23 protein-coding genes are annotated in these 25542 nt (G+C 68.6%); 9 read left to right on the top strand and 14 right to left on the bottom strand.

Annotated features, from left to right (window positions below):
• Positions 1-108 precede the first annotated feature (108 nt).
• The 5 genes from JQX13_RS37965 to JQX13_RS37945 all read left to right on the top strand — a co-directional run bounded on the left by JQX13_RS37965 (position 109) and on the right by JQX13_RS37945 (position 7600).
• On the top strand, positions 109-5181 hold the full coding sequence (locus JQX13_RS37965; RefSeq protein ID WP_203404307.1) for a tetratricopeptide repeat protein: 5073 nt from the start codon (positions 109-111) through the stop codon (positions 5179-5181).
• A gap of 446 nt (positions 5182-5627) precedes the next feature.
• Positions 5628-5912 (top strand): ArsR/SmtB family transcription factor, encoded by a 285-nt coding sequence (locus JQX13_RS37960; RefSeq protein ID WP_239014099.1) that lies wholly within the window; start codon positions 5628-5630, stop codon positions 5910-5912.
• Positions 5909-6478: an SRPBCC family protein gene (locus JQX13_RS37955; RefSeq protein WP_203404305.1), complete on the top strand. Its 570-nt coding sequence runs from the start codon at positions 5909-5911 to the stop codon at positions 6476-6478. The genes JQX13_RS37960 and JQX13_RS37955 overlap by 4 nt, the downstream gene beginning before the upstream one ends.
• 19 nt (positions 6479-6497) lie before the next feature.
• Entirely contained in the window at positions 6498-6929 is a 432-nt protein-coding gene (locus JQX13_RS37950; protein WP_203404304.1) for a DoxX family protein, read from the top strand.
• A 146-nt stretch (positions 6930-7075) separates the two neighbouring features.
• Positions 7076-7600 (top strand): DUF1801 domain-containing protein, encoded by a 525-nt coding sequence (locus tag JQX13_RS37945; RefSeq protein WP_203404303.1) that lies wholly within the window; start codon positions 7076-7078, stop codon positions 7598-7600.
• Positions 7601-7712: 112 nt separating this feature from the next.
• On the opposite strand, the gene JQX13_RS37940 is transcribed toward JQX13_RS37945, so the two are convergent.
• Positions 7713-8195, bottom strand: a complete 483-nt coding sequence (locus JQX13_RS37940) for a hemerythrin domain-containing protein (protein WP_203404302.1) — start codon at positions 8193-8195, stop codon at positions 7713-7715.
• 155 nt (positions 8196-8350) lie between these two features.
• Positions 8351-8677: a hypothetical protein gene (locus JQX13_RS37935; RefSeq protein WP_203404301.1), complete on the bottom strand. Its 327-nt coding sequence runs from the start codon at positions 8675-8677 to the stop codon at positions 8351-8353.
• Between the two features lie 226 nt (positions 8678-8903).
• Here JQX13_RS37935 and JQX13_RS37930 point away from each other — a divergent pair, with 226 nt between their 5' ends.
• Together JQX13_RS37930 and JQX13_RS37925 are read left to right on the top strand one after the other, a co-directional pair.
• Positions 8904-9095, top strand: a complete 192-nt coding sequence (locus JQX13_RS37930) for a hypothetical protein (RefSeq protein WP_203404300.1) — start codon at positions 8904-8906, stop codon at positions 9093-9095.
• Between the two features lie 29 nt (positions 9096-9124).
• Positions 9125-10024 (top strand): 1,4-dihydroxy-2-naphthoyl-CoA synthase, encoded by a 900-nt coding sequence (locus tag JQX13_RS37925; protein WP_203404299.1) that lies wholly within the window; start codon positions 9125-9127, stop codon positions 10022-10024.
• A 124-nt stretch (positions 10025-10148) separates the two neighbouring features.
• On the opposite strand, the gene JQX13_RS37920 is transcribed toward JQX13_RS37925, so the two are convergent.
• From JQX13_RS37920 to asnS, 4 genes are all read right to left on the bottom strand, one after another.
• Complete coding sequence (locus JQX13_RS37920) at positions 10149-11975, bottom strand: serine hydrolase (RefSeq protein ID WP_203404298.1); 1827 nt, start codon at positions 11973-11975, stop codon at positions 10149-10151.
• A 205-nt stretch (positions 11976-12180) separates the two neighbouring features.
• Entirely contained in the window at positions 12181-12945 is a 765-nt protein-coding gene (locus JQX13_RS37915; RefSeq protein WP_239015279.1) for an ISAs1 family transposase, read from the bottom strand.
• A 706-nt stretch (positions 12946-13651) separates the two neighbouring features.
• Entirely contained in the window at positions 13652-13849 is a 198-nt protein-coding gene (locus tag JQX13_RS37910) for a hypothetical protein (RefSeq protein ID WP_203404296.1), read from the bottom strand.
• Between the two features lie 188 nt (positions 13850-14037).
• On the bottom strand, positions 14038-15438 hold the full coding sequence (asnS, locus tag JQX13_RS37905) for an asparagine--tRNA ligase (RefSeq protein ID WP_203404295.1): 1401 nt from the start codon (positions 15436-15438) through the stop codon (positions 14038-14040).
• A gap of 235 nt (positions 15439-15673) precedes the next feature.
• Between asnS and JQX13_RS37900 the strand changes: the two genes are divergently transcribed.
• Positions 15674-17209, top strand: a complete 1536-nt coding sequence (locus tag JQX13_RS37900) for an amino acid permease (protein WP_203404294.1) — start codon at positions 15674-15676, stop codon at positions 17207-17209.
• 25 nt (positions 17210-17234) lie between these two features.
• On the opposite strand, the gene JQX13_RS37895 is transcribed toward JQX13_RS37900, so the two are convergent.
• From JQX13_RS37895 to JQX13_RS37880, 4 genes are all read right to left on the bottom strand, one after another.
• Positions 17235-18377, bottom strand: a complete 1143-nt coding sequence (locus JQX13_RS37895; RefSeq protein WP_203404293.1) for a cyclic nucleotide-binding domain-containing protein — start codon at positions 18375-18377, stop codon at positions 17235-17237.
• Positions 18378-18577: 200 nt separating this feature from the next.
• Complete coding sequence (locus tag JQX13_RS37890; RefSeq protein WP_203404292.1) at positions 18578-19312, bottom strand: competence/damage-inducible protein A; 735 nt, start codon at positions 19310-19312, stop codon at positions 18578-18580.
• A 13-nt stretch (positions 19313-19325) separates the two neighbouring features.
• A complete protein-coding gene (gene tmk, locus JQX13_RS37885) occupies positions 19326-20006 on the bottom strand; it encodes a dTMP kinase (RefSeq protein WP_203404291.1) in 681 nt (226 codons plus the stop codon).
• Complete coding sequence (locus JQX13_RS37880) at positions 20003-20341, bottom strand: hypothetical protein (protein WP_203404290.1); 339 nt, start codon at positions 20339-20341, stop codon at positions 20003-20005. Before JQX13_RS37880 ends, tmk begins: the two co-directional genes overlap by 4 nt.
• 67 nt (positions 20342-20408) lie before the next feature.
• Between JQX13_RS37880 and JQX13_RS37875 the strand changes: the two genes are divergently transcribed.
• Complete coding sequence (locus JQX13_RS37875) at positions 20409-20909, top strand: ureidoglycolate lyase (protein WP_203404289.1); 501 nt, start codon at positions 20409-20411, stop codon at positions 20907-20909.
• Between the two features lie 21 nt (positions 20910-20930).
• Here JQX13_RS37875 and thrC read toward each other — a convergent pair whose 3' ends face one another.
• From thrC to JQX13_RS37855, 4 genes are all read right to left on the bottom strand, one after another.
• Positions 20931-22259 (bottom strand): threonine synthase, encoded by a 1329-nt coding sequence (gene thrC, locus JQX13_RS37870; RefSeq protein WP_203404288.1) that lies wholly within the window; start codon positions 22257-22259, stop codon positions 20931-20933.
• Between the two features lie 5 nt (positions 22260-22264).
• Complete coding sequence (locus JQX13_RS37865; protein ID WP_203404287.1) at positions 22265-22825, bottom strand: hypothetical protein; 561 nt, start codon at positions 22823-22825, stop codon at positions 22265-22267.
• 70 nt (positions 22826-22895) lie between these two features.
• A complete protein-coding gene (locus JQX13_RS37860; protein WP_203404286.1) occupies positions 22896-23537 on the bottom strand; it encodes a protein-L-isoaspartate(D-aspartate) O-methyltransferase in 642 nt (213 codons plus the stop codon).
• 83 nt (positions 23538-23620) lie between these two features.
• Entirely contained in the window at positions 23621-25402 is a 1782-nt protein-coding gene (locus tag JQX13_RS37855; protein WP_239014098.1) for a DUF4091 domain-containing protein, read from the bottom strand.
• Between the last annotated feature and the right edge of the window lie 140 nt (positions 25403-25542).

Genomic DNA, 25542 nt, shown 5'->3' with positions numbered 1-25542 from the left:
TAAAATCCCAAGGAAGTCGGGAAGTTGAGCGACCTCCGAGCACATGGTACGACCCTCGGCGGCCTGCCTTTCATGGCCTCGATTCCCGTCACGGAGCCGACTTTTCCCATGAGTGAGCGCAACGATCTGCCGAGGATGCCGTCCTCGTCCTCCCCCGGTGTCCCCGTGGCTGCCGTCACGCTGGGAAGTGCTCCCACCCGCCCGGTCGCCACCGAGGCACTTGCCTCCACCCTCCCCTCGATGCCTCCCGCCTCCAGCCCCGAGCAGGACGCCCGCGAGCGCATCGCCGTCCTGGAGCGCGAGGCCCGAGCCCTCGGCGCCGATCCCCAGGCCGCCCTGCTCTTCCACGAGATGGGCCGCCTCTGGGAGGACCCCCTCAAGAACCCGCGCAACGCCGCCATGGCCTACAACCAGGCCTACCGGCTCGCGCCCCGGTTCCTCGCCAACATCCGCGCCGCGCGCCGCCTCTTCGCCGACGTGGGCAACTGGCAGATGGCCGTCCAGCTCCTCGAGGCCGAGCTCAACGCCACCGAGCTCCCCGCCGGCCGCGCCGCCCTCCTCTTCGAGAAGGGCACCCTGCTCGAGGAGCGCCTGTCGCGCGAGGAGGACGCCACCGCCGCCTTCCGCCAGTGCCTGGAGCTCGCGCCCCAGGACGTGGCGCTCCTGTCCCAGCTCGAGACGCTCTTCGCAGCGCGCAACGACTACCCCTCGCTCGTCGAGGTGTACCGCCTGCTGGCCACCACGCTCGAGACGCCCACGCTGCGCGCCCACTACCTCACCGCCGCGGGCCTGGTGCTCGAGGAGCGCCTCAAGCGTCCGGATCAGGCCGCCGCCTGCTTCCGCGAGGCCTTCACGCTGGACCGCGAGGACCTGCTCCTGCTCAATGCCCTCAAGCGCGTGGCCCTGCGCGAGGGCCGCGCCGAGGAGCTGCTCGAGATCCTCACCGCCGAGGCCGAGGTGCTCGGGCCCCAGGGCGCTCCCGCCTGGCTCCAGCTGAGCAAGATGTACGAGCGGCTCGGGCGCAAGGAGGAGGCCCTGGCCGCCCTGCTCGACGCCCGCCGCGTCAGCCCCCACGAGCCCCTCATCCTCTCCGCGCTCGCCAACATCTACGAGACCCGCCAGCGCTTCGAGGAGCTGGCGGACGTGCTGCTCGCCTGGGTGGGCAGCATCAACGACGAGAGCGAGCTGGTGGCCATCAACCTGCGCCTGGCCGCCCTCTACGAGGAGGATCTCAAGCGCGAGACGGACGCCATCGCCCGCTACCAGGCCATCATCGCCCGCATCCCCGGCCATGCCGCCGCGCTCGCCGGCCTGGGCAAGCTCTACTACCGCACCCAGAACTGGGAGGGCCTCGTCTCCGTCTTCGACGCGGAGAGCGCCGCCGCGCAGGATCCGAAGGAGAAGGCCGCGCGCATGTTCAAGGCGGCCGAGGTGCTCGAGGAGCGGCTCGGACGGCAGGAGGAGGCCATCCAGCGCTACAACAGCTGCCTCCAGCTCCAGCCGGGCTACCTCCCCGCGCAGAAGGCCCTCACCCGCCTCTACGAGCGCCAGAGCCGCTTCGCCGAGCTCGTGGCCATGTACGAGCAGGATCTGCTGCAGACGCAGGATCGCGATCAGCTCATCACCACGCTCAACAAGGTGGCCCTCATCTACGAGGAGCGCCTGAGCGATCTGGACCACGCCATCGAGTGCATGCGGCGCATCCTCGATCTGGCGTCGGACCACCTGCCCTCCATCCGCAACCTGTCGCGCCTGCTGGAGCGCGCCGGGCGCATCCAGGAGCTCATCACCAACCAGGATCTGGAGGCCTCGCTGGTGGGGGACACCAAGCAGGTGCTCTCGCTCTACCACCGCAACGCGGAGCTCCTGGACGAGCACCTCAAGGATCGCGCGGGCGCCATCGCCGCCTATGAGCGCGTGCTCACGCTCACGCCCTCGTACCTGCCCGCGCTCAAGGCCCTGGGCCGGCTGTACGCGCAGGAGGGCAAGTGGGAGCAGCTCATCCGCATGTACCGGGCCGAGGCGGAGTTCTCCCCCACCCCCGAGGCCGCCGCGGCGCTCATCTACAAGATCGGCGAGCTGTACGAGCACCGGCTCAAGGACGAGCACCAGGCCGTGGCCTCCTTCCAGGAGGTGCTGACGCTGGCGCCGAGCCACTTCCCGGCGCTGCGCGCGCTGGCGCGGCTGTACAAGGCGCAGGGCGCGTGGGAGAGCCTCATCGAGGTGTTGCGCGCCGAGGCCGCCAACCGGACGGATCCCGTCGAGCGGGCCAACGCCATCTACCAGGCGGCCACCATCTGGGAGGATCAGCTCAAGCGGCCGGACATGGCCATCGAGGTCTTCCAGGAGGTGCTGCGGCTGGCGCCGGGCCACACCGCCACGCTGCGCGCCCTGGAGCGGTTGTTCCTGGCCGACGAGGACGTGAAGTCGCTGGTGGCCCTGCTGGACCGCGAGACGCAGATGGCCCAGACGGCGGGCGCCAAGGTGGCCGCGTACATGAAGCTGGCGCGGCTGTACCTGGATCACTTCCAGGAGCCCGCGCGCGCGGCCCAGTGCTGCGAGGCGGTGCTCGCGCTGGAGCCCCAGCACCTCTCCGCCCTCAAGACGCTGGAGCGCATCCGCGCGGGAGATAGGGCCCGCCGCGGCGAGCTGCGCCTGCGCCTGGCCGAGCTGGTGAAGGACGGACGCCTGGGCACCGCGCTGCGGGTGAACGCCGCCGCCGACCTGGACAAGGGCGTCGACGTGGAGGCCCTGCGGCGCGCCGTGGCGGACAACCCGCGCGACGTGCGGCTCACCTTCGCCCTGGAGCGCACCCTGCGCCAGACGGGCGACGCGGCGGCCCTGTCCGAGCTCTACATGCGCCGCCTCCAGGTGGTGACGGACGAACTGGAGCGCGTGGAGCTGATGCTGCGCTGCGCGGAGCTGGACGAGTCGCGGCTGAACAACCCCCTCCGCGCCGAGCAGGCCTACCGCGCGGCGCTGCAGCTCCAGCCCCAGTGCCTGCCCGCGATGCAGGGCCTGCGCCGCGTGCTGGCCCGCCGCGGGGACGCCGCCTCCGCCCGCGTGCTGCTGGAGAGCGAGGCCCGCGTCAGCAAGGATCCCCGGAGCGCGATCGAGGCCTTCGTCGCCGCGGCCCGGCTCGCCGCGGGCCCACTGAGGGACACGGACGGCGCCATCGGCCTGTACCGCCAGGCGCTGGAGCGCGATCCGCTGGACGCGGCGGCGACCGCGGGCCTGGAGGATCTGCTGGCCTCGCGCGGAGGCGCGGCGGACCTGGCGGCACTGCAGGAGCGGCGCGGCGAGGCCCGGCTGGCCCAGGGAGACACGGCCTCGGCCGCGGTGGCCTTCTTCGACGCGGCGAAGACGCAGATCTCCGCGCTGGCCAACCGCCCCAAGGCCCTGGAGCTGCTGGAGCGCACCCTCGCCCTGCAGCCCACGAACCCGGAGGCCCTGGAGCTGCGCGCCCACCTCCTGTTGGAGGAGCGCCGCCACGCGGAGGCAGCCACGCTGCTCGCCCAGCGCATCCAGCTCGGAGGGGGCGAGCCGGCCCACCTGGCGCAGCTGCACCTCACGCTGGGCGCGCTGTACCAGGACCACCTGGCCGAGCCGAGCCGCGCCGCGGTCCACCTGCACGCCGCGCGCGAGGGCATGCCGCACAACATCGAGGTGCTGGAGCGCCTGGCCGCCCTCTTCCAGCAGGTGCACAACTGGACGGGCGCGGTGGAGTGCCTGCAGCGTCTGCTCGAACTGGAGCTCCCGGTGGCCGATCGCGCGCGCCACACCGTATCCCTGGCGCAGATCCACGAGCAGGGGCTCGGTGACGGCGCCTCCGCCTCCGCGCTGTACCGCCAGGCGCTGGAGCTCACCCCGGGCGACACCACGCTGGTGGACCGCCTGGTGACCCTCTACGAGCGCGCCGGCAACCTGCCCGAGTTGTCGAGGATGTTGGAGGCCCAGGCCGCCCAGGCCCAGTCCACCGGGGACACGAAGCGCGCGGCCACGCTGCGGCTGAAGGTGGCGGAGCTGTGCGCCGGCCCCCTGGAGGACCCCGCCCGAGCGGTGACGCTGTACCGGCAGCTCGTCGAAGGAGACGCGACCCACGTCCCGGCACGCGCGGCCCTGGCGAACCTGTACATGCGCGACGCGGCGGCGTCCCAGCTCGCCATCGAGGAGCACCGGCAACTGCTGCGGCTGGAGCCCACGCGGGTGGAGAGCCTGCACTCGCTCTTCCGGCTGTGGGAGGGCCTCAAGCAGAACGACAAGGCCTTCTGCGCCGCGGCGGTGCTGCACTTCCTGCGCTCGGCGAACGACGTGGAGACGGCCTTCTACACGGAGATGCGCACGCGGCTGCCCATGGAGACGCAGGAGCGGCTGAGCGTGGCGGACGTGGACGCGGGGCTCATGCACCCCTCGTCGCGCGGGCCCCTCGTCGAGGTGCTGCGCGCCGTGGGCGACCAGCTCAGCAAGCTGCACCCGCCGCAGCTCGAGCTGCTCGGAGTGGAGCGCAAGGACAAGCTCAAGCCGGATCACGCGGTGTTCAAGGCCATCCGCTCCGTAGCCCAGGTATTCGGCGTGGAGGAGTTCGAGGTGTACCTGGCACGCCGGGGGATCATCGGACTGGAGACCACCGAGCCGCTGTCGGTGTGCGTGGGCCAGGACGTGGTGCGCCGCTTCAACGTCCGAGAGCAGAAGTTCCTCTTCGGCCGCGCGGTGCTGGGCCTGATGAACAAGACGGCGGTGCTCACCAAGCTGTCCCGGGGTGAGACGGCGGATCTGTTCGGCAACTCGGTGCGCATCTACGCCCCGCAGTTCACGGCGCTGGGCCGCGGCAACGAGGAGATGGTGAGGCAGTACCGCCGGGCCTATTCGCGCAAGGCGCTCAAGGCGCTGGAGCCGGCCGCGCTGGAGCTGGGGCCCCAGTCGAAGGTGGAGCTGGCGCCCGTGCTGGAGGGCCTCTCCTACTCGGCGGACCGCGCGGGCATGTTGATGTGCGGCGACGTGTCGGTGGGCCTCACCATGGTGCTGCGCGAGGACCCCAACTTCGCCACCGCCCGCGTGGACCAGGCCGAGCCCCTGCTCCAGGCCGTGCGCGAGCGCATCGATCTGCAGCAGGTCCTCGCCTACATCCTCACCGACGACTTCCTGCGCCTGCGCCAGCGGCTGGGCCTGGCGATCGCGTGAGATGATCCGAGATGAGGGGCTCCCCCCGAGCCCCTCACCCCGGATCGACCTGCATACCCTCCGGTGAGGACTTCGAAGGGAGGACCTCCTGGAGGGTTCGGCCACCGTCAGCTCCACGCTCGCCACTGATACATCGAGGAGCGCACATCGCGCGGGCCTGGCGCGACATCCGGCTCATCACATGAAAGAGCCTGAGGCCCAACAGCGGTAGCGCGGCCCCCCTCCACGGAGCCGCATCCGCTTCCGCTGGCCGAGCGTTGCGCGCAGTGCGCGCCTCCATGCTTCTTGCTCGGCCCGCTCGACTCGTTGGCGTGCGACTGGCAGCCCTGAGGAGGTGGCGAGACCTGGCTCGCGAATATGCCTTGACGGGCATATGAACGCTCGGTTATATATCTCTCGTGGAATCATCGTTTGCCATCATCGCGGAGCCCAATCGACGGGCCATCTTGAGCCTGCTGCTCTCGTCTGAGCGCTCCGTTAGCGAGCTCGAGCGCGAGCTTCGGCTGTCGCAGCCGTCCGTCTCCAAGCACCTGCGAGTGCTGCGAGAGGCTGGGTTCGTGGACTCACGAATTGAAGCACAGCGGCGCCTCTATCGACTGAGACCGGAGCCGCTCATGGAGCTCGACGCATGGCTCGATCCCTTCCGGCGCTTCTGGTCAAAGCACGTCGATGCTCTGGAGCAACACCTGGAAAAGATGGAGAAGGAGCCCTCAGTGAAAGGAAAGACATGAGCAGCCGTGAGCAATACGCGCCGGGCGCCGCTTCTGGCGCGGAGGCCCGCAAAGAGGGAGAGAAGTGGACGCTCGTTCTCGTCCGCGACCTCCGTCATCCCCCTGCGAAGGTTTGGAAGGCGCTCACGGACCCCGAGCATCTCCGCGAATGGGCTCCGTTCGACTCTGACCGGAACCTCGGTGCCGTTGGCACCGCGAAGCTCTCGACCGTGGGAGCGCCAAAGCCGCTCGTAACCGAGACCCACGTGAAGCGGGCTGACGCCCCCAAGGTGCTCGAATTCAGCTGGGGGGAACAGGACATCCGCTGGGAGCTGGAGCCGCTGGGAGGTGGCGGCACACGGCTCACGCTTTGGCACAACATCGACCGTCGATTCATTTCCATGGGCGCCGCGGGCTGGCACATCTGCCTCGATGTGTTGGACCGGCTTATCGCCGGCCAGCCCCTTGGACGCATCGTCGGCCCCGACGCCATGAAGTTCGACGGCTGGCAACGATTGAACGCCGAGTACGCAAAGCAGTTTGGCGTTGAGACCCCCGGTTGGCCGTCCAACACCCCGAAGCCTTGAAGGAGGGAGGAAGAACCCCATGGAATCGACCCTGCAGAACCCGGCCCTCTCGCCAAAGGACCTGAACATGCCCCGCTCCAAAGGAATGGTGCTCGGCTTCTGGATCGTCACCGCGCTCTTCTGTCTGCAGATGGGCTTCACCGCCTACGCGCAACTGAGCCTGCCGCAGGTGGCGGAGGCGTTCACCCACCTCGGCTTCCCCGCCTACTTCCGGGTGGAACTCTCGTGGGCCAAGATCCTCGGCGTGGCGCTGCTGCTGACGCCGGTGCCGGCGCGGCTCAAGGAGTGGGCTTACGCCGGCTTCGCCATCAACCTCGGCTCCGCGCTCATCGCCCACCTCTCGGTGGGCGATGGCCCGGAGGCGTGGGGCTTCGCGGCGGCCACCGGCGTGCTCTGGGGGCTCTCGTACTTCTTCTGGCGCCGCTTGCAGGCCACGCCAGCGAGCGTCTGACCGCGCGGTGAGCCCCCTTTCCGGGGCAGGCTTCGCTGCGGAAATGAACTCTCCAGGCGCACCGCACCCGGGGAAGGTCTGGCCCAGCTCGAGCCGAAGCGACGAGTCAGGCAGGCGGAACCAACAACAGAAACGACAGAAACGACATGAACCCTTCTGAGCTCATCGACAAGGAGATCGCCGATCACCCCGACTGGCGGGGACAAACGATGGCGGAAATCCGTCGCATCATCCGCGAGACCGTCCCCGACGTGACGGAGGAATGGAAGTGGATGGGCACGCCCACATGGAGCCACAACGGCATCCTCTGCATCTGCAATGCCTTCAAGGACATGGTGAAGGTGACCTTCATCAACGGAGCGAAGCTGGAGGACAAGGACGGCGTCTTCAATGCCGAGCTCGGTGGCAACAAGTGGCGCGCCATCAAGATCTTCCAGGGCGACAAGGTGAACGCGAGCGGGCTGAAGAAGCTCCTCCTTGCCGCCGTCGCGTTCAATGCCGCCAAGGGAACGGGCAAGACCAAACCAGCCACGGCCGGCGGGGCACGAACGGGGAAGCCGGCCACAGCAAAGAAGAAGCCGGCCAAGGCAACAGGGAAGACGACGACGGGCGCCAGGACGGCGCCGAAGGCAAAACGCGCGGCCGCCCGCGGTGCCAGCTCGAAGCGGTAGTGCAGACCAGACCGAGAAGGCGTGCAAGGAACGCCCGCGGAACACGGCGGGCAGTTCCACGGGCCTCTCCACCGAGGAGAACCGGGCAGGCGGACGTAGTAGGCCGACCCGGTTATGGACCAGCCGGAGGCGACGGCACCTCTCCCCTGGCGATCTTGAGCACCTCCTGCTGCGGGACGCTCATGGCCGCTCTATTCATCACCTCGCCCAGTTCGCGCAGCCGGTCGGCCGAGGACAGCGCTGTCAGCCGGGGGAAGACGACGGACTCCTCCTCCTGCACGTGGCTCCGGACGGACCGCTTGAGCTGGTCGAACAGTCCGTTGATGCGCGGGTCATCCACCTCACATTGGAGGAGATCCGAGAGGAGCCGCTTCACTTCGGTGTGATCCTCGATGGAGCGGTCGACGAGGTCCTGAAGGCCTGCCTGCCGCGCGAACGGGTAGAAGTGCTGCTCCTCGATCCGCGCGTGGATGGTGAGCATCTCCGCGATCTGCGTCAACAGTTCGAGCCTCTCCTCGTTCCGGGCGGTATCGAAGCGCTCGCATAATTGGTCGACGGCTCGGTGCTGCTTGGTCAGCAATTCGATGGCATCCATGGCTTCCTCTTCAAGCAACCCTGGAGAGGATCCGCACGGTGGTGGCGCCACGGCAAACCTCGCGCCCAGCATGCTGGGCTGGGTTACGCTGGATCATGAGAACGCTTGGGTGCTTCATGGATGGGCCGCTATACATCCAGTTGGTGGCTCGGCCGCTAAAGGGGTGAGGACTTCGATGGGAGGACCTCCTGGATGGCGAGCAACGCCGCGCTGTCCAGGGACAGTCCCGCGAAGAAGGCGGGTGTCCAGGGGCCCTGCCAATACAGGGGCTGCGTCGGCGAGGACGGAGTCCCTCCAGCGACCCTCCGGAAGTTGAATCCGGCGTTCAGGTAGAGGAGCCAGACCTTGAACGTCAGTCCCGCGTAGAGGTTGCCCGGGAAGCCGTACACCGGCACGCCCGCTCCGACGACGAACCGGAAGAGCTTCCTGCCGTTCTCGAGCGTCTCCAGCCGCTCCTCCTGAAGGATCTGCTGCTGGAGCACCGGCCCGGGAGCGAGGACGCGCTGCGGTTGTTCACCTGCTTCCGCACGGGCGAGCTATCCCCCGGGTTCGAGGATCGGCTGCGCGAGCACCGGGAGGCCGGGCTCGTGGCCTGGCTCGAGCTGGAGCCGTTGGCGCCGGGATCCGTCGGCGAGTTGCTCGCGAGCATGTCCATGCCCGGGCTGGAGGCGGGCGGGGGCGGACTTCAGCCTGGAGCTGGCCGCGTGCGTGCTGGGACTGTCGGCCGACCAGCTCGCCGCACCGTGGAAGGAGCTGGAGGAGGCGAAGGTCCTGCGCGGCACCACGTTCACCCAGGGTGTGTTGCGCCGCGTGGTCATCGAGTCGCTCCCCCAACCCGTCCGGGAGGCCGTCCTGCGGCGGATCTCCGCCCGTTCACGCCGGGCCTCCGGCATCTGCTAGGGTCGCGCCCCCCTCCAGGAGTGACGACCATGACGGTTTCCGCCATCTTCAACCCCGCGCGCTGGCGCGAAGTGGAAGGCTTCAAGTTCGAGGACATCACGTACCACCGGGCCGTGGAGCAGGGCACGGTGCGCATCGCCTTCAACCGCCCCGAGGTGCGCAACGCCTTCCGTCCCAAGACGGTGGACGAGCTGTACACCGCGTTGGAGCACGCGCGCATGACGACGGACGTGGGCTGCGTGCTCATCACCGGCAACGGGCCGTCGCCGAAGGATGGCGGCTGGGCGTTCTGCTCGGGTGGAGACCAGCGCATCCGCGGCAAGGACGGCTACAAGTACGAGGGAGACGAGGCCGGCAAGCCGGATCCGGGCAAGCTGGGCCGGCTGCACATCCTCGAGGTGCAGCGGTTGATCCGCTTCATGCCGAAGATCGTCATCGCCGTGGTGCCGGGCTGGGCGGTGGGCGGTGGGCACAGCCTGCACGTGGTGTGCGACCTGACGCTGGCCAGCAAGGAGCACGCGATCTTCAAGCAGACGGACCCGGACGTGGCGAGCTTCGACAGTGGCTACGGCTCGGCGCTGCTCGCGCGGCAGGTGGGCCAGAAGAAGGCGCGGGAGATCTTCTTCCTGGGCCTCAACTACACGGCGGACCAGGCCGCGGCCATGGGCATGGTGAACGCGTCGGTGCCGCACGCGCAGCTCGAGGAGGTGGCCCTGGAATGGGCGGCCCTCATCAACTCCAAGAGCCCCACGGCGATGCGCATGCTGAAGTACGGCTTCAACCTGCCCGACGACGGCATGGTGGGCCAGCAGCTCTTCGCGGGAGAGGCGACGCGGCTCGCCTACGGCACCGACGAGGCGAAGGAGGGCCGCGACGCCTTCCTGGAGAAGCGCGATCAGGACTACTCGCGCTTCCCCTGGCACTACTGAGGGACGTTGGGGAATGGCGGAGCCGGCCGGCCCAGACAGCCCCACCCGCCCCGCGCCTGCACGCACCGCCTGTGACCCTCCGAATACTACAGCACGCGGAGCAATGCCTTCGGAGGGTCTCCGCCTAGAACAGGTCGTGATCGGGCCAGGCGCTGACGCCGTTCACGACGTTCCACATGAGGCTATCGAGGTTGATGTCGGGTGTGCCCGAGCCGGAGCTGTTGTTGGAATTGGTCATGACGGACCACGTGAATTCCTCGGAACGGCTCGGGCCATAGATGTTCTGGGTACGCACCAGCATCGACAGGGTGCCCGGGATGTAGCCGTTGTGCCACCAGTTGGGGATGTTGTTCACGGCCCAGCCCTTGGCGTAGTAGACCGGGTTGCCCGAGGTATCGAGCGCCGTCGTCCGCGTGGTCATCGTGGAGAGCGTGCTCGCGCTCAGCAGATCCGGGACGGTGGAGAACCCATCGGCTCGCACGGTGACGCGCAGCAGATCGATCGGCGTGACGACCCAGCCGCCATGCGCATCCATGCGGCGCACCGGCATGCCGTACGGGTTATAGGCACCCGCGCCAGTCTGGTAGTAGACGACCTCGTTCGGCAGCCGCGCGCTCAGCGTGTCGCCCCCCACGGCGAAGCTCGTGGCGCCGCTGGGGATGAACACCTGGTCGCGCATGTAGGCTTCATAGGTCTGGCCCGTGACACGCTCGATGATGCGGCCGAGGACGCTGTAGCCGAAGTTCGAATACTGGTAGGTCGTCCCGGGGTTGAACTCGAGCGGCACGTTCTGCAGCACCCACTGGATGAGCTGCGCCTGCGACATGCCCGTCTGCATGAACATGGGGTCGCCCGAGCCATCGCCGCCGTCATTGTCCCAACCGCCCGCGGTGTGCTCGAGCAGGTGCTGGACCGTGATGTTCAGGACACGGCTGTCCCTGTAGGTGCTCTCCGCGCCGTACGTCTCGCCGAGCAACCCGGACCTGCCGAAGACGCGATCCGTCAAACGAAGCTGGCCGCTTTCGATCAGGCGCATGATGCCAATGGAGGTCATGGGCTTGGACACACTGGCGACGCGGAAGCGGTGCGAGGTGTTGACCGGCGTGCCGCTGCCCTGATCGGCCAGGCCGTAACCCTTGGCGAACACGAGGCGCCCGCGGCGGGTGATGGCCAGTGACAGGCCAACGGTGTGGGTGTTGGCCATGGCCTGGGTGACCGTGTTGTCGATGCGCTGCAGATCGGCCGCGCTGAACGTGAGGTTCCGCCAGATCGTGGCGAAGACCGGCTGGCTCCCATTGCCGTGCGCGCTCACCAGGACGGGTCGATAACCCTGGTACTTGAGCTCCTGGACCGTCTGTTGATACGCGGCGGAGGAGAGCGCGTGACGCGCGGCGGTCGGAATCCCCGATGACGCCTGGAAGATGGCCGCGTACTTGTCCGAGCCGCCCACGTTGTAGCCGCTGACCTTCACGAGCTGGTAGCCCTGGGCCGCGTTGGTGTCGAACGTGGACTGATACTGGGACGAGCTCATCCCGTGGTAGGCCCGCCAGGCGGGTCCGGACGACTTCTCCCAGAGAGCCACGTAGCTCTCCGCGCCACCGGACGTGTAGCCACTCACGTGCGTGAGCCGGTAGCCCTGCCCCACCCAGGTGTTGAACTCCGTCTGGTACTGGGACGAGCTCATGCCATGGCGGGCCACCCATGCCACGCTGCTGTCCAGGTGGAAGATGGCCGCGAAGTAGGGCACGCCTCCGACGCTGTAGCCATTGACCAGCACCGGGCGGTACCCCTGCGCCTTCAAGCTCTCGACGGTGGACTGGTACTGCGCGGAGGTCAGCCCGTGGTAGGCCTGCCAGGCCGGGCCGCTCGTCTTCTCCCAGATGGCGGCGTAACGGGCACTCCCCCCTTCTTCGTAACCACTGACATAGGTGAGCCGATAGCCCTGCCCCACCCAGGCAGGATTGATCCAAAGTCCGTAGGAGAGGTTTTGAAGAGGCGGAGAGCAAGTCCAGACATTCACAGGCAAAGAGGGAGCATCCCTCCGGACGGCGCCTGAAAGAGGGGCGCCGTGGAAGGACAGGAGTGAAGGTACACAGGCCGAACAGCCAGGGGAGAAGAGGCGCGGGAAGGCCGGAGCGGGAGCAGCTGGCGGGCGCTCAGGCAAGTGTGGCCAGACTCTCGGGCAGCACGGCCAGACCCAACAGGCCCTGGTAGAGCACCTCCATGGTGCGTGCGAAGCTTTGGGGCCGTTTGTCGCGAGTCGGCAGGTGCGTGCGCACCAGGGCCAGCAGGTTGTAGGCCAGCAAACGCAGCCAGCTGAGTACCAGGGGTGCATTGCCTCGCAGGCTGGGCGAGGCGCTGTCCTCCTCCAGCACCACGTCCGCTGTCCAGTTGGGCCCGTTCTCAATCCCCCAGTGCCGGCGTACCAACGTCAGCATCCGCTCCGGGGACAGTTGCCCTGTGGGAATGGAGGTGAGGAACAGCCGCGTCTCCACCTTCGGCAGCTCGCCGTCTCTGGTTCGCGTCTGCCTCACCCATACCCATTGCTGGGCGCCGGGAAAGTCCTCCTCTGGCGGCTTGTCCACCACCCTCAACTCCCTCTCCACCCACTCCCCGCTCGTCCGCTCGCGCGTGCGCACCTTCACTGGCGCCACCGCCAGCGCCACCCACGCCTTGTCATGTAGCCGGTGGAAGTTCTCCTTGAGCGCCATCAGGTAGTGCTTGCCCGCCTCCCTCACCACCCGCGCATTGGCCGCGCTCGTCATTCCCGCGTCCACTGTCACGTACTCGAAATGCCGCCCGAACTTCTCCACCACCCGTTTGAACAACTCCGGGAACGCCGTCGCCTCTCCCTGCTTGCCTTCCAGCAACTTCTGGTCGAGCACCGGCTGGGCCGCGCTGCTGGTGAGACTGGCGCGCAGCGCGTACGGGTACCAGTACTCCCGCCCCTGCTCATCCTTCGTCGTGTGGCTCGGCTCGCACGGCGGCTGCCCCGGCGTGCTCTCCCTGCCTTCCCGTCAATGCTGACGACGCCCCGGGCGAAGAGCTCATGGCGTATCAGCCCCACTTCCAGGCCTCGGTGCACCATCTGGTGCACCTCCTGCTCCAACCCCTCTGGCTCCAACTTCCCCAGCAGCCTATCCAACGTCGTGTCGGACACCGGCCGCTTCAGCCCCTCGGGCGCCGTGCCTTCGCGCAGCATGTCCTCCCCCAGCGCCTCGGCATGCCTCAACACCCGCCGCCCCACCGCCAGCGCCTGCACCAGCAGCATCAACATCGCCGCCAGCGGATGCCTCTGTCCCCGGCGGGCCCGGGGTCCTTTACCTCCTTGAATGTCAGCCCCAGGCTCGCCATCATCCTCTGCACGCGGGAGGGGGTTTCCTGCTCGTCCTTCTTCCCCTTCCCGTTTCCCGCTTGGGGTGTGGATGGCCCGCCAGTCCTCCCGCCCCGGTTTTTCTTCCCACTCATCCTTCTTCTCCCCGGACCTGTCCGGCCCGTCTCCGGCTCTGTGCTGGCGCTCCCCCTCGCGATCTGCCCGCGGCTGCTCGCCTCCGGTGGGCGCCTGTAGGCGGGACTATACTTCAGCCGTAGGCCCGGGTGGGATGACCTCTCCCGTGGGACTTTGAATCAAGCCTGCCCCACCCAGGTGTCGAACTCCGTCTGATATTGGGAGCCGGAGAGCCCGTGACGGGCGACCCAGGCATCATACGGACCGGCCAGCTCCTGGGTGAAGGTGCCAGTGGCGCGGGGCTCCTCTGCTGGAGCTTCACAACCCGTGAGGGACAAGGCCAGCGCGGACAGGACGGCGAGAAGATGCTTCATCATGAGAGGTGTCTATTCTTTACGGCGAGGAAGATTCTCCACGGGACGTCAATCCCGGAGTATCTCCCAGACACGCGCCACCTGTTCCCTGTCATGGGAAAGCAGGTGGTCACGTTTCGGTAGAGAACAGACAGAGGAGCCGTTCGGCCCTCTCTCAAAGCCAACCCCTGACAGGGCTTTCCGCGGACAGACTAGAATTGCGCCCAGCCCGGAACGCGCGGGTAGGGAATGGCGTCACGGATGTTCTGCAGGCCGCACATGTAGACGATGAGCCGCTCGAACCCGAGCCCGAAGCCCGCGTGCGGCACCGTACCGTAGCGCCGCAAGTCCCGGTACCACTGGTAGTGCTCCGGCTTCAGCCCGAACTGCTCCATGCGCTTGTCGAGCACGTCCAGCCGCTCCTCGCGCTGGCTCCCACCGATGATCTCCCCGATGCCCGGCGCCAGCACGTCCATCGCCGCCACCGTCTTCCCATCGTCGTTCAGGCGCATGTAGAACGCCTTGATCTTCTCCGGGTAGTTCATCACCACCACCGGCCGGCCCACGTGCTCCTCCGTCAGGTAGCGCTCGTGCTCCGTCTGCAGGTCGTTGCCCCACTCCGGCGCGTAGTCGAACTTCTTCTTGGCCTTCTTCAGGATCTCGATCGCGTCGGTGTAGTCGATCCGCTCGAAGCTCGAGTTGATGAACTTCTCCATCCGCTCGATGACGCCCTTCTGCTGGCGCTCCTCGAAGAACTTCATGTCGGGCCCGCACTCGGCGAGCACCGCCTTGAAGACGTACTTGAGGAAGCGCTCGGCCAGGCTCGCGTCCTCGTTGAGGTCCGCGAAGGCGATCTCCGGCTCGATCATCCAGAACTCGGCCAGGTGCCGGGTGGTGTTCGAGTTCTCCGCGCGGAAGGTGGGCCCGAACGTGTACACCTTCGACAGCGCCAGGCAGTACGCCTCCACGTTCAGCTGGCCGGAGACGGTGAGGTAGGCCTCCTTGCCGAAGAAATCCTTGCTCCAGTCGATCTTCCCGGTGTCCGTGCGCGGCGGGTTCACCACATCCAGAGTGGACACGCGGAACATCTGCCCGGCGCCCTCGGCGTCGCTGGCGGTGATGATGGGCGTGTTCACCCAGAAGAAGCCCTCCTCGCTGAAGAAGCGATGGACGGCCTGCGCCGCCGCGTGGCGTACGCGGGTGATGGCACCAAACGTGTTGGTGCGCGGGCGCAGGTGGGCCACCTCCCGGAGGAACTCCAGCGTGTGCTGCTTGGGCTGGATGGGGTACGTGTCCGGGTCATCCACGAAGCCGAGCACCTGGACCTCCTCGGCCTGGATCTCGAACGACTGACCCTTGCCCTGCGACTTCACGAGCGTGCCGCGGGCGACGACCGAGCAGCCCGCCGTGAGGTGCAGCACCTCCTTCTCGTAGTTGGGCAACGTATTGGGCGCGACCACCTGAATGGGATCGAAGGTCGAGCCATCACTGACGTTGACGAAGCTGATGCCCGCCTTCGAGTCACGCCGCGTGCGCACCCAGCCGCGCACCTCCACCTTCGTGTCCGGTGCGACCGAACCATCCAGCGCCTTCTTCACACTGACGACCTGCATGATCCCCTTCCTTCCTCACGAGTCTCGGGGACGCGGAGTTAGCCGCCCGCTGGCCAGAGGACAAGCCCCATGAGCGCCCCCTGTGGGCCGCCGAGGCCTGACAGGCCCCCCGCTCCCCTCCAGGGCAGCCGCCCCCCAGGGGGGGGTCCACCGCCCCGCAGGAGGGAGCCAACGCGGCGCGGCACGGACAGGGGGAGACCCGATGGGTGGGAACGTGGTAAGCGACGACCCCCACATGCGTTCCCTCTTCAAACGCAAGCAGATCGCCGACCTCCTCCCCGAAGGAGAGTCGTCCGGTGGCTTGAAGCGCGCGCTGGGCACCAGCGACCTCGTCATGCTCTCCATCGGCGCGGTCATCGGCGCCGGTATCTTCTCCACGCTCGGCACCGCGGCCGCTGGCGAGGTGATGCCCGATGGCGAGGTCATCCGCCACGGCGCGGGCCCCGCCCTCACCCTGTCCTTCCTGCTGCTCGGGGGTGTGTGTGCCCTGGCGGCGCTCTGCTACGCCGAGCTGGCCTCGATGATCCCCCAGGCCGGCAGCGCCTACGCGTACTCCTACGCGACGCTCGGAGAGCTCATCGCGTGGATCATCGGGTGGGATCTCATCCTCGAGTACGCGGTGGGCAACGTCGCGGTGGCCATCGCGTGGGCGGGGTACTTCAACTCGCTCCTCTCGCCCTGGGTGCACATCCCGGACTGGCTCACGCACGGCTACTACAACGTCCAGGCGAGCAGCGATCCGGCCATCCGGGGCCTGCTGGAGACCGCGCCGCGCGTGTTCGGCATCCCCGTGCTGGTGAACCTGCCCGCCTTCCTCATCGTCATGCTCATCACCTGGCTGCTGGTGATCGGCGTGAAGGAGAGCACCCGGGTCAACAACCTCATGGTGGTGGTGAAGCTGCTGGTCCTCACCCTCTTCGTGGGCGTGGGCGCCATGCACATCGACACGGCCAACTACACGCCGTTCGCCCCCAATGGTTTCACCGGCGTCCACCAGGCGGCGGCCATCGTGTTCTTCGCCTACATCGGCTTCGACGCCATCTCCACCGCGGCCGAGGAGACGAAGGACCCGCAGCGCACCCTGCCCAAGGGCATCCTCCTGGGCCTGGGCGTGTGCACGGTCATCTACGTCATCGTCGGAGCCGTGGCCACGGGCCTCATCCCCTATCAGCAGCTCAAGTCCTCGGATCCGCTGGCCCACGCCTTCGAGGTGGCCGGGCTGACGCGGTTCAGCTGGATCATCTCGCTGGGCGCGGTCGTCTCCATGGCGGCGGTGCTGCTCGTCTTCCAGTACGGCCAGCCGCGCATCTTCTACGCCATGGCGCGCGATGGTCTGCTCCCCCCGTGGGCGGCGAAGGTGCATCCCAAGTACCGCACGCCCCACATCACCACGCTCCTCACCGGCGTGCTGGTGGCGCTCGGCTCGCTGGTGGCCGATGACGCCGCCACCTACGATCTGACCAACATCGGCACCCTGTCCGCCTTCATGCTGGTGTGCCTGGGCGTCCCCGTGCTGCGCCTGAAGGATCCACACCGGCACCGACCCTTCAAGGTGCCCTTCGTGTGGCCGGTGTCGCTCGCCGGGGCCGCCGCGTGTCTCTTCGTCATGAAGGGCCTGCCCGTGCACGCCTGGGAGCGCTTCGGCATCTGGCTGGCCATCGGGCTCGTCGTCTACTTCGCCTATGGCTACCGCAACTCCGTGTTGCGCCGGGGCTTGGCGCCCGTGAACCTGGAGCCGCCGGTCAGCCCGGACAGCAGCCCGGGCACCTGAGCCGGCGCGCTCCAGAGGGGCAGCCTCAGACGCGCGGAGGCGCCTCACCGCGCGTCGGGGTCTCCAGGAACATCTCGGCGGTGCACAGCAGGCGTTCATTGCCCAGCCGCGAGAGCGCCTCGCACACCTCGGGTTGATCCATCAGGTAGCGATCGCAGCTCCCCCAGTCGAGCCGCAGCAACAGGCAGGCGCTCTCCGCGCGCACGGTCGCGGTGGCCGACAGACCGAGCATCAGGGAGATCTCCCCGAACATGTCGCCCTCCACCAGCGTCCGCAGGAGGCGCTCGCCTCCCTCCGGGCGCTGGTGGAGCACCTGGCACCTGCCCCGCAGCAACAGGTACAGGGCATCCACCGGCTTGCCCTGCGTCAGGAGGGTCGCGCCCTCCGGCCGGGCGCAGAGCTGGAAGTCACGCGCCAGGGATTCCCTTCGCTCGGGTGGAAGCATGCGGAAGATGGGGTTGCCCCGGAGCACATCGTCCAGCAGGCGCTCGCGGTGGTAGGCATGCAGCGCCTCCCCCACGGAGGGATGCCGCTGGATGAGCCCCTCCAGCCGATCCCGCGTCAGCTCCAACACCGCGGTGCGCTCGAAGGCCTTGACGCTCGCGAGCCTCGGCACATCGGAGAGGAGCGACGCCTCGCCGAAGAAGTCGCCCTCGCCCAGGAAGGCCACGGTGCGCCGCCGCCCCGACTTCAACGTCCGCACCACCTCCACGCTCCCCTCCACGATGGCGAACAGGGAGTTGCCCGGCTCCCCCTCCGCGACGATGGTCTCTCCTGGCTGGAACTCCCGCAGCTCCAGGGACTCCATCACCGACAGGAACGCCCTCTCGCCGAGCCGCGCGAGCAGGGACACGCGAAGCTGCGCCCCGCTCCCGCTCGAGCCCGCCTCGGTGGCCGGCACCTGCACCACGATCCTCGGAACGGGATGCCCCGGCGGCGCCAGCGGATCCATCCACCGGGCGTCGAGCTTCGTGAACAGCCGGCGCGTCGGCTCATGATCCGGCTCGAGCCGGAGGATGACCTTGCACAGGGCGATGGCGCGCGACAGCCACCCCCGCTGGGCCCAGGCCTCCGCCAGGTGCTCGTAGTCCGAGAGCGTCTCCTCCAGCTGGCCGCTGGAAGGCAGTTGAACGACCACATCCTCCTGCTTGAACGGTGCGTCGGACACGGTTCTCCCTTCTGACGAGGCGGCATGGATTCCGTGGCTTCAGGCCCCGTCTTAACGCACAGGCTGCGCGTGCCCCCACCCCTTGTCTGTGACCGGATTCACATGCCGGGGGAATTCGCGTCCCACCCGGCGGAAAACGGCGGTTGGCCCGATTCCGATGTTTGGTGGGCGACATTCGAAACGGAGTCGGCAGGGGTGACCTACTCGGTGCGCAACACCGAGCCCGCTGGTAGCCCCGCCAGGAGCCGGGCCATGGCCTCTTCCACGGCGTCCTTTTCCACGCCCTCCACCGTCACCTTCACCAGGTAGTCCAGTGTCCGGTCGAACATCGGATACGAGCCGATCGCCACGTGCGGCATGTCCAGCGCGACCCGATCCAACACCGCCGCGACGGCGCTCTCTCCCAGGTTCAGGTACAGCATCCTCAGGTGCACCGGCGTGCCCCGCAGCCGCGACAGCACCGCGTCCAATTGCGTCCGGAAGAGCTGCGGCACTCCGGGCAGCATGAACACGTCCTCCACCGTCAGCACCGGATACCAACTCCCCGGTTGGTGGATCAGCACCGCGCCCTCCGGGGCATCCGCCAGCCGCAGGGCCTCGGCCGTCGGCGTGTCCACTGCCTTCTCGTGGATCAGCGCCACCATCTCCGGCAGCCGCACCACCTTGCGTCCCATGGCCAGCGCCACCGCGCGCACCGTCACGTCGTCATGCGTGGGCCCGATGCCCCCACTCGTGAAGACGTACTTCGCCCGCAGGCGCGCCCGCGCCACCGCATCCACGATGACGTCCACCTCGTCGGGGACGATCTCCAGCGAACGCAGGGGAATACCCACCTCGCGCAGACGCCGGATGAGGTGGGGACCGTTGGCATCCACCACCTTCGCCGTGAGGACCTCGTTACCAATGATGACCGCCGCTGCGCCCGTGGGCTCCATGCAGCCGGAGACTCTACCGCACCGCGGCGCGCCCGGGTTTGCGTCCGAGCAATTTGCGCACCTGGGCCAGACACTCCGCCGTCACGGCCTCCACCGGCTGGTCTCCATCGATGCGCACCACGTGCTCGCGCTTGCCGCGCAGCCGCATGGCCGCCTCGTACTGCTTGGAGATGCGGCGCTGCTTCTCCTCCGCGTCGAAGAGCTCCTCCGGCCCACCCCGCGCCGCCCGACGCCTCGCCGCCACCTCGATGGACACCTCGACGAAGAGCGTCAGGTCCGCCGGCACCGCGTACGCGTTGAGCGACTCCACCCACTCCATGGGCAACGACGCCCCCTGGTAGGCGAGCGACGAGAGCACGGAGCGATCGCTCAGCACCACCTGCCCCGCATCCAGCGCTGGCAGCACCTTGGCGCGCAGGTGATCCGTCCGGTCCGCCGCGTACAGCAGCGCCAGCGTCTCCTGCGCCAGGGGTTGTGGGCCCGCGGAACCGGGCAGCACCACCCGCCCCGTCAGCGCCTGACGGATCAGAACTCCGACCGGCCCATCCGAGGGCTCACGCGTGGTGAGGACGGATTGGCCCCCGGCCCGCAGCGCGGACGCCAGCCGCTCCACCTGCGTGGTGGTCCCCGCGCCGTCGAGACCTTCCAGAACGATGAGACGCCCACTGCGCGCGGGCTTCCGGGCCGGGCTCACCGAGGCAGCAGGGCCGTGGGATCGTCCAGACGCAGCCGGCGGCGCAGCTCCAGCATCGTCTCGTAGCGAACCAGCTCGTCGGCCAGCACCGTGCGGCCCCGGCGGTAGCGGACCAGCGCGTAGATGGCCAACCCCACCGTCAGCGCCAGACCCAGCCACGCCACGTACGGCGCCCTCGCCGAGTCCCAGAAGAGCTTGGCCGTCGCGCCTCCGAAGATGAGGGCGACGACGAGGGACACGCCCGCGTGGGCGAAGTGGAGCGTACTCTGGCGCGTGGACAGCGCCTCCTGGAGGCGCTCGAGCTGCTCGTGGAGATTCTGCGTTTCTACGTTCACGGGGCGGCGAACCTAGCGGAACCCGGGGGCCACGTCGAGTTGGAGGACGCTGTAGACTCCGCCGCCCATGTCCATCCAAGCGCGGCCTCTCACACGCGAGGCGTTCGCCCCCTTCGGCGACGTCATCGGCCTGGAGCTCTCCGGGGGCTCCAGCGCCAACCAGGGAACGGCCACCCGGTATGACCGGGTCGCCCAGCTCACCAGCGGCCGGCCCGGGGCCCAACCCAACCTCGCCGTGTTCCGCTCGGTGGCCAGGGCCCTGCCCTTCCAGGTCCGCCTCCTGGAGCGCCACCCCTGCTCCACCCAGATGTTCGTGCCGCTCGCGTGCCGGCGCTTCCTCGTCGTCGTGTGCCCGGATGACGCGCAGGGAGAGCCGGACCTCTCCCGCCTGCAAGCGTTCGTGTGCGGCCCCGGCCAGGGCATCAACTACCGCCCCAATGTCTGGCACCACCCCATCATCGCGCTCGACGGGCCAGCCGATTTCCTGATGCTCGCGTGGGAGGACGGCTCCGCGCTCGACTGCGAGGAGCGTCCCCTCTCCACCACCCTGAGCGTCACGAGTGACTGACCCCGTCTCCGGGGCCGTCCCTCACAAATCCGCGAGGGCCTTCTTCACCGCGCCCAGGTCCGCCGGGAGATCCACGGGCGGATTGGCGTACCGGCTCGTCACGTCCGCCAGCGCTCCCCGGTGGTAGCCCACCTTGAAGTCAGGGAACTTCAGCCCGTGCGCCGTGGACACCACCGCCACCCGCGCACCCCGGGCAATCACTCCCTGGGCCACCAGCTTCTCCAGCGCCGCCAGCGCCACGCCCGTGTGCGGGCACGTGAAGGTGCCTTCCCGGTCCGCCCGCGCCGCCGCGTTGGCCAGCTCGGACTCCGTCGCCTCCTCCACCACTCCGTCGAAGCTCTTCAGGATGCGCACCGCGCGCCGGAACGACACCGGGTTTCCAATCTGGATCGCCGACGCCAGCGTGCGCTCGGCCTGCATCGGCTGCAGATCCTTGAAGCCCCCACGGAAGGACCTCATCAGCGGGTTGGCCCGCTGCGCCTGCGCCACCGCGATCCTCGGCCGCTTGGAGATGACGCCCAGCGCGAGCATCAGCTCGAAGCCCTTGCCCAGCGCGCTCGCGTTGCCCAGGTTGCCGCCCGGAATCACCACCCAGTCCGGTGGCTCCCAGCCCAGGTCCTGGCACAGCTCGATGGCCACCACCTTCTGCCCCTCGATGCGCAGCGAGTTCATCGAGTTGGCCAGGTACAGGCCCGCGTCCTGCGTCACCTGCTGCACCAGCTTCATGCAGCCGTCGAAGTCCGTGTCCAGCGACAGCACCCGCGCCCCGTTGGCCACCGGCTGCACGAGCTGCGACAGCGACACCTTGTCCTTCGGCAGGAACACCACCGAGGGAATCCCCGCCGCCGCGCAGTAGGCCGACAGCGCCGCCGACGTGTCCCCCGTGGACGCGCACGCCACCGCCCGGATGGGCACTCCCCGCGCGCGCATGTGCTTCACCGACGACACCAGGACCGTCATGCCCCAGTCCTTGAAGCTGCCCGTCGGCGAGACACCACACTCCTTCAGGTCGAGGCTCGCCAGCCCCAGCTCCGCCGCCATGCGCGGCAGTGGCTTGAGCGGCACCCGCCCCTCTCCCAGCGAGACGATGTCCTCCGCCGGCAGCTCCGGGAGCACCCACTCGTGCTTGCCCCAGACGCCCGAGGCGTACGGCAGCCTCGCGGAGCCGAAGCGCTGCTCGAAGCGGCGCCGCCACTCCTCCGCGGGCACCGAACGCAGCGCCTCCACGTCGTGTGCCACCTCCAGCAATCCCTGGCAGCGCGGGCAGCGGTAGACGACCTCCAGCAGCGAGGTACGGAATCCGCACCCCTCGCTGCAGGCATACTCGGCGTGAAAGGCTGGCTTGCTCATGGCTCTCATTCTGCCGCCGGAACGAGGGTCCCGCAGGTGACGCAGGCCCGGCCGGCGTGCGCGGGAGAGTGGCACTTCGTGCACGTCGTCCGCTCCCCGGCCTGGGGCAGCTTCGAGGCCACCTCGGGCTGCGCCAGGCGCACCTTGGGCAGACGCATGCCGCAGCGATCGCACACGGCCCCGCGCTCCTGCACGTTGCGGCAGTAGCGGCAGACGACCGGACCCGTGGGCGCCGCCGTCCTGTACCCGTCCGAGGCCGCTCGCCCCGTATCCATGTCCTGGACGGGCGCCACCACGACGTTGCCCGGCGAGGTCGAACGGCCCGTGTCCAACTCGGGCACCGGCTGCACGGCGATGTCCCGCACCGCCTGCCTGGCCGTCAGCTCCAGGTCCGGAATGGCCGCGACCGGCACCGGCGCACGGCCTCCCGCGATCTGGGTCTGCTCCAGCTCGGCCAACGGCGCTACCGCCACCGCCACCGGACCCACCGCGGTGAGCTTCTTCCCACAGACTTCACACTCGGTGCCCTGAGCCTGCTGGTGCTCGCACACGGGGCAGATGATCATGAATCGAGAGGTTAGCGGCCCCGCTCCACCCGGGCAATGCCACCCGATTCAGGAGAGAGGAGAACGCCGCTCAGTGCAGGAGCCGCGGCGGCGGCGTGCTCGTCATCGGGACGAAGCGCACGGACAGCAGCTTCTCCACCGTGGGTGTCTCCCCCGCCAGCGGCCGGGTGACGCGGATCAGCTCCTGCGCGCCATGCCGTGGGCCCACCGGAAGCACCAGGCGACCGCCCGGCCGGAGCTGTTGGTAGAGCGCGGGGGGGAGCCGCTCGGGCGCCGCGGTGCCGATGATGGCGTCGAAGGGCGCGGCCTCCGGCCAGCCAGCCGTGCCATCGCCTACCTGGTAGTGGATGTTGTCGAGCCCGAGCCGCCCCAGTCGCTCGCGGGCCTGCCCGGCGAGCTCGGGAACGGCCTCCACCGTGTACACCTGGCCACACAGCCGGGAGAGCACGGCCGTCTGGTAGCCGGAGCCCGTTCCAATCTCCAACACCCGCTCCCCGGGCTGGGGGTTCAAGGCCTGTGTCATGAAGGCCACGATGAACGGTTGGCTGATCGTCTGCCCATGGCCGATGGGGAGCGGCGCGTCCTCCCCGGCCGAGCTCCGCATCGACTCCGGAACGAACTCCGCCCGTTCGAGGTCCCGGATCACCCCGAGCACACGCGTGTTGGAAATGCCCTGCCGCCGAAGTGCTTCCGCGAGCGCCACGTCACCCATGGAGCCTAGCCTAACCACGTCACACATCGGGTGCAGGCCCTTTCCGGCTCCCTCGCGGACCGGGCGGCCCCTCGCCCCCGGACTCACTGACCCAGGAGCACGGGCTGGACCTGGTCTCGCGACGGCGGGCCGGGGTGCTCACGCAGGTACGTGTCCACGGATTCGGGAACCTCGGCGCCGATGAGCAGGAGGTAGCGCTGGATGAGCCGCACGCGGGCCCGCTCGAAGGGCTCGCCGTCGTCGGGGACCCGCCAGGGGGCGGGGACGACCTCTCGCGCCACCTCGTGCGCGAACCCCGGATCTCCCATGTCGCCCACCCGCTTCAGCCACTCGTAATCCTGCATCCCCTGACGGATGAGCTTGAGCCGAATCGAGGGCAGCGGCACGCCCACGGTTCCTCCAATGACGGGGACCGTCCCCGGGTAGAAGAGCGTCCCGTCCCCATTGCCACCATAGGTGAACTGGTCCGTCCAGGCCGTGGAGAGCATCTCCGCCACCTGGTAGTAGAGCTCGCCCGTCACGCCCATCTGGAAGGAGATCCATTCCAGGGCCCGAGCCTTCGCGCCCGGACGGTCCAGCATGTACGAGGGCCACCCCTGCCCTGGCAGGTTCTCGGCTCGGGGGCTTCCACAGCCATGACTGGCACAGCTCTGGTAGAGCCAGATCTCCCGGTTGGGCCGGCTGAGGAACGACTCGTAGAGCGAAAGAGCCCCGTCCTCCCTGGGCCGCGCTCGCGACGTGAAGATGCTGTCCACCATCACCACGGCGATGTCGACGAGATCGCTCAGTCCCCGCCGCTCCAGCTCCTCGAGGGAGAAGATGGTCTGCAGTATCCGCAGCTCTGGCATCAGCTGTTTCGACAGCGTGGCGCGTGCGCGCACCTCCTCGAACGTGGAGAAATAGGGAGGCTCGTCGCCCACGGTGGCGAAGGTGAGGGGCAGCCAGCCGCGCGCTCCCAACCGGGAGAGGAAGTCGGCACGCCACTCGGAGGTGGGGTGCCCCAGCAGTTGCACTCCCGTCATCCGCGCACCGGGGAGACGCAGGGACGCGGTCCCCGTGAGGAAGGGAGTCCACCAGGTATCGAAGGTGGCCCAGTCCGGGATGTCGTGGGCATCGAAGTGGCTGGTGAGCGTGATGCGGTGCTCGAGCCCCAGCTTCTGGAAGTACGACAAGAGCCGCAGCTGATCCTCCCGCGAGCACTCCCGCTGGCCGGTGAACGCCTTGCACACGGCGGGCGTCCACACGAGGAAGCTCGTCCGCAGCGACGACGTGCTCGGCATCACCCAGTCCACCACGGTGAGGGACACGTCCACCTGCGCGCGGTACCCGATCCCCACCACCTCCACCGTGCCGTGGTACTCGCCCGGGGGGGCCTCCATCGGCACGTGCACGTCCACCCAGAGGGCACGCGACTCCCGCGCGGGCACCTCCATCGGGAAGGCCTGGCGCTTCTCTCCCAGGGTCTCGTCGACGTCCGGCACCAGCCCGTCCGGCCACCACCCCGCCTCCGATTGCAGCGTGGAGGAGGGGGAGGTCACGAGCAGCAGCGTCTCCCGGTAGAGGACGATGTCGGCGCCCTCGATGCGCGCGGGGCCTTCCAACGCGGGAAGGCTCGCGCTCACCCCGCTCCACCCCGAGTCCCCTCCGTGCAGTCCCACCTGGAAGGAGACGAACTCATTGCGCGCGGCGAACAGTTGCACGCTCGAGCGGGCACCCGGTGCGGTCTGGGGCCGCACCTTCTCCATGCTGCTCACGGCCCAGACGGACGGGGTGGAAACCGCCCGGGCGGGCCATCCGAACACCAGCACCAGCACACCGACGACATACGCGAGGGCTCTCATGGTGTTGTTCAGATTGGGAATCATTCCCCACCCCGTCGTCCCGTCCATCGGTGCGATGTGAACAAAGGGAGTGACGGCGAGGCGGCCAATCGCAGCGCGGGCCGCCGATTCCCCAGGCGGCTGCCGTGACTCCGGCGCGGGAAGTCCCTTGCGCTCGCCGTTGG

Source organism: Archangium violaceum (genome assembly GCF_016859125.1).
GTDB classification, from domain to species: domain Bacteria; phylum Myxococcota; class Myxococcia; order Myxococcales; family Myxococcaceae; genus Archangium; species Archangium violaceum_A.
This window is presented reverse-complemented; position numbering and strand designations above follow the sequence as displayed.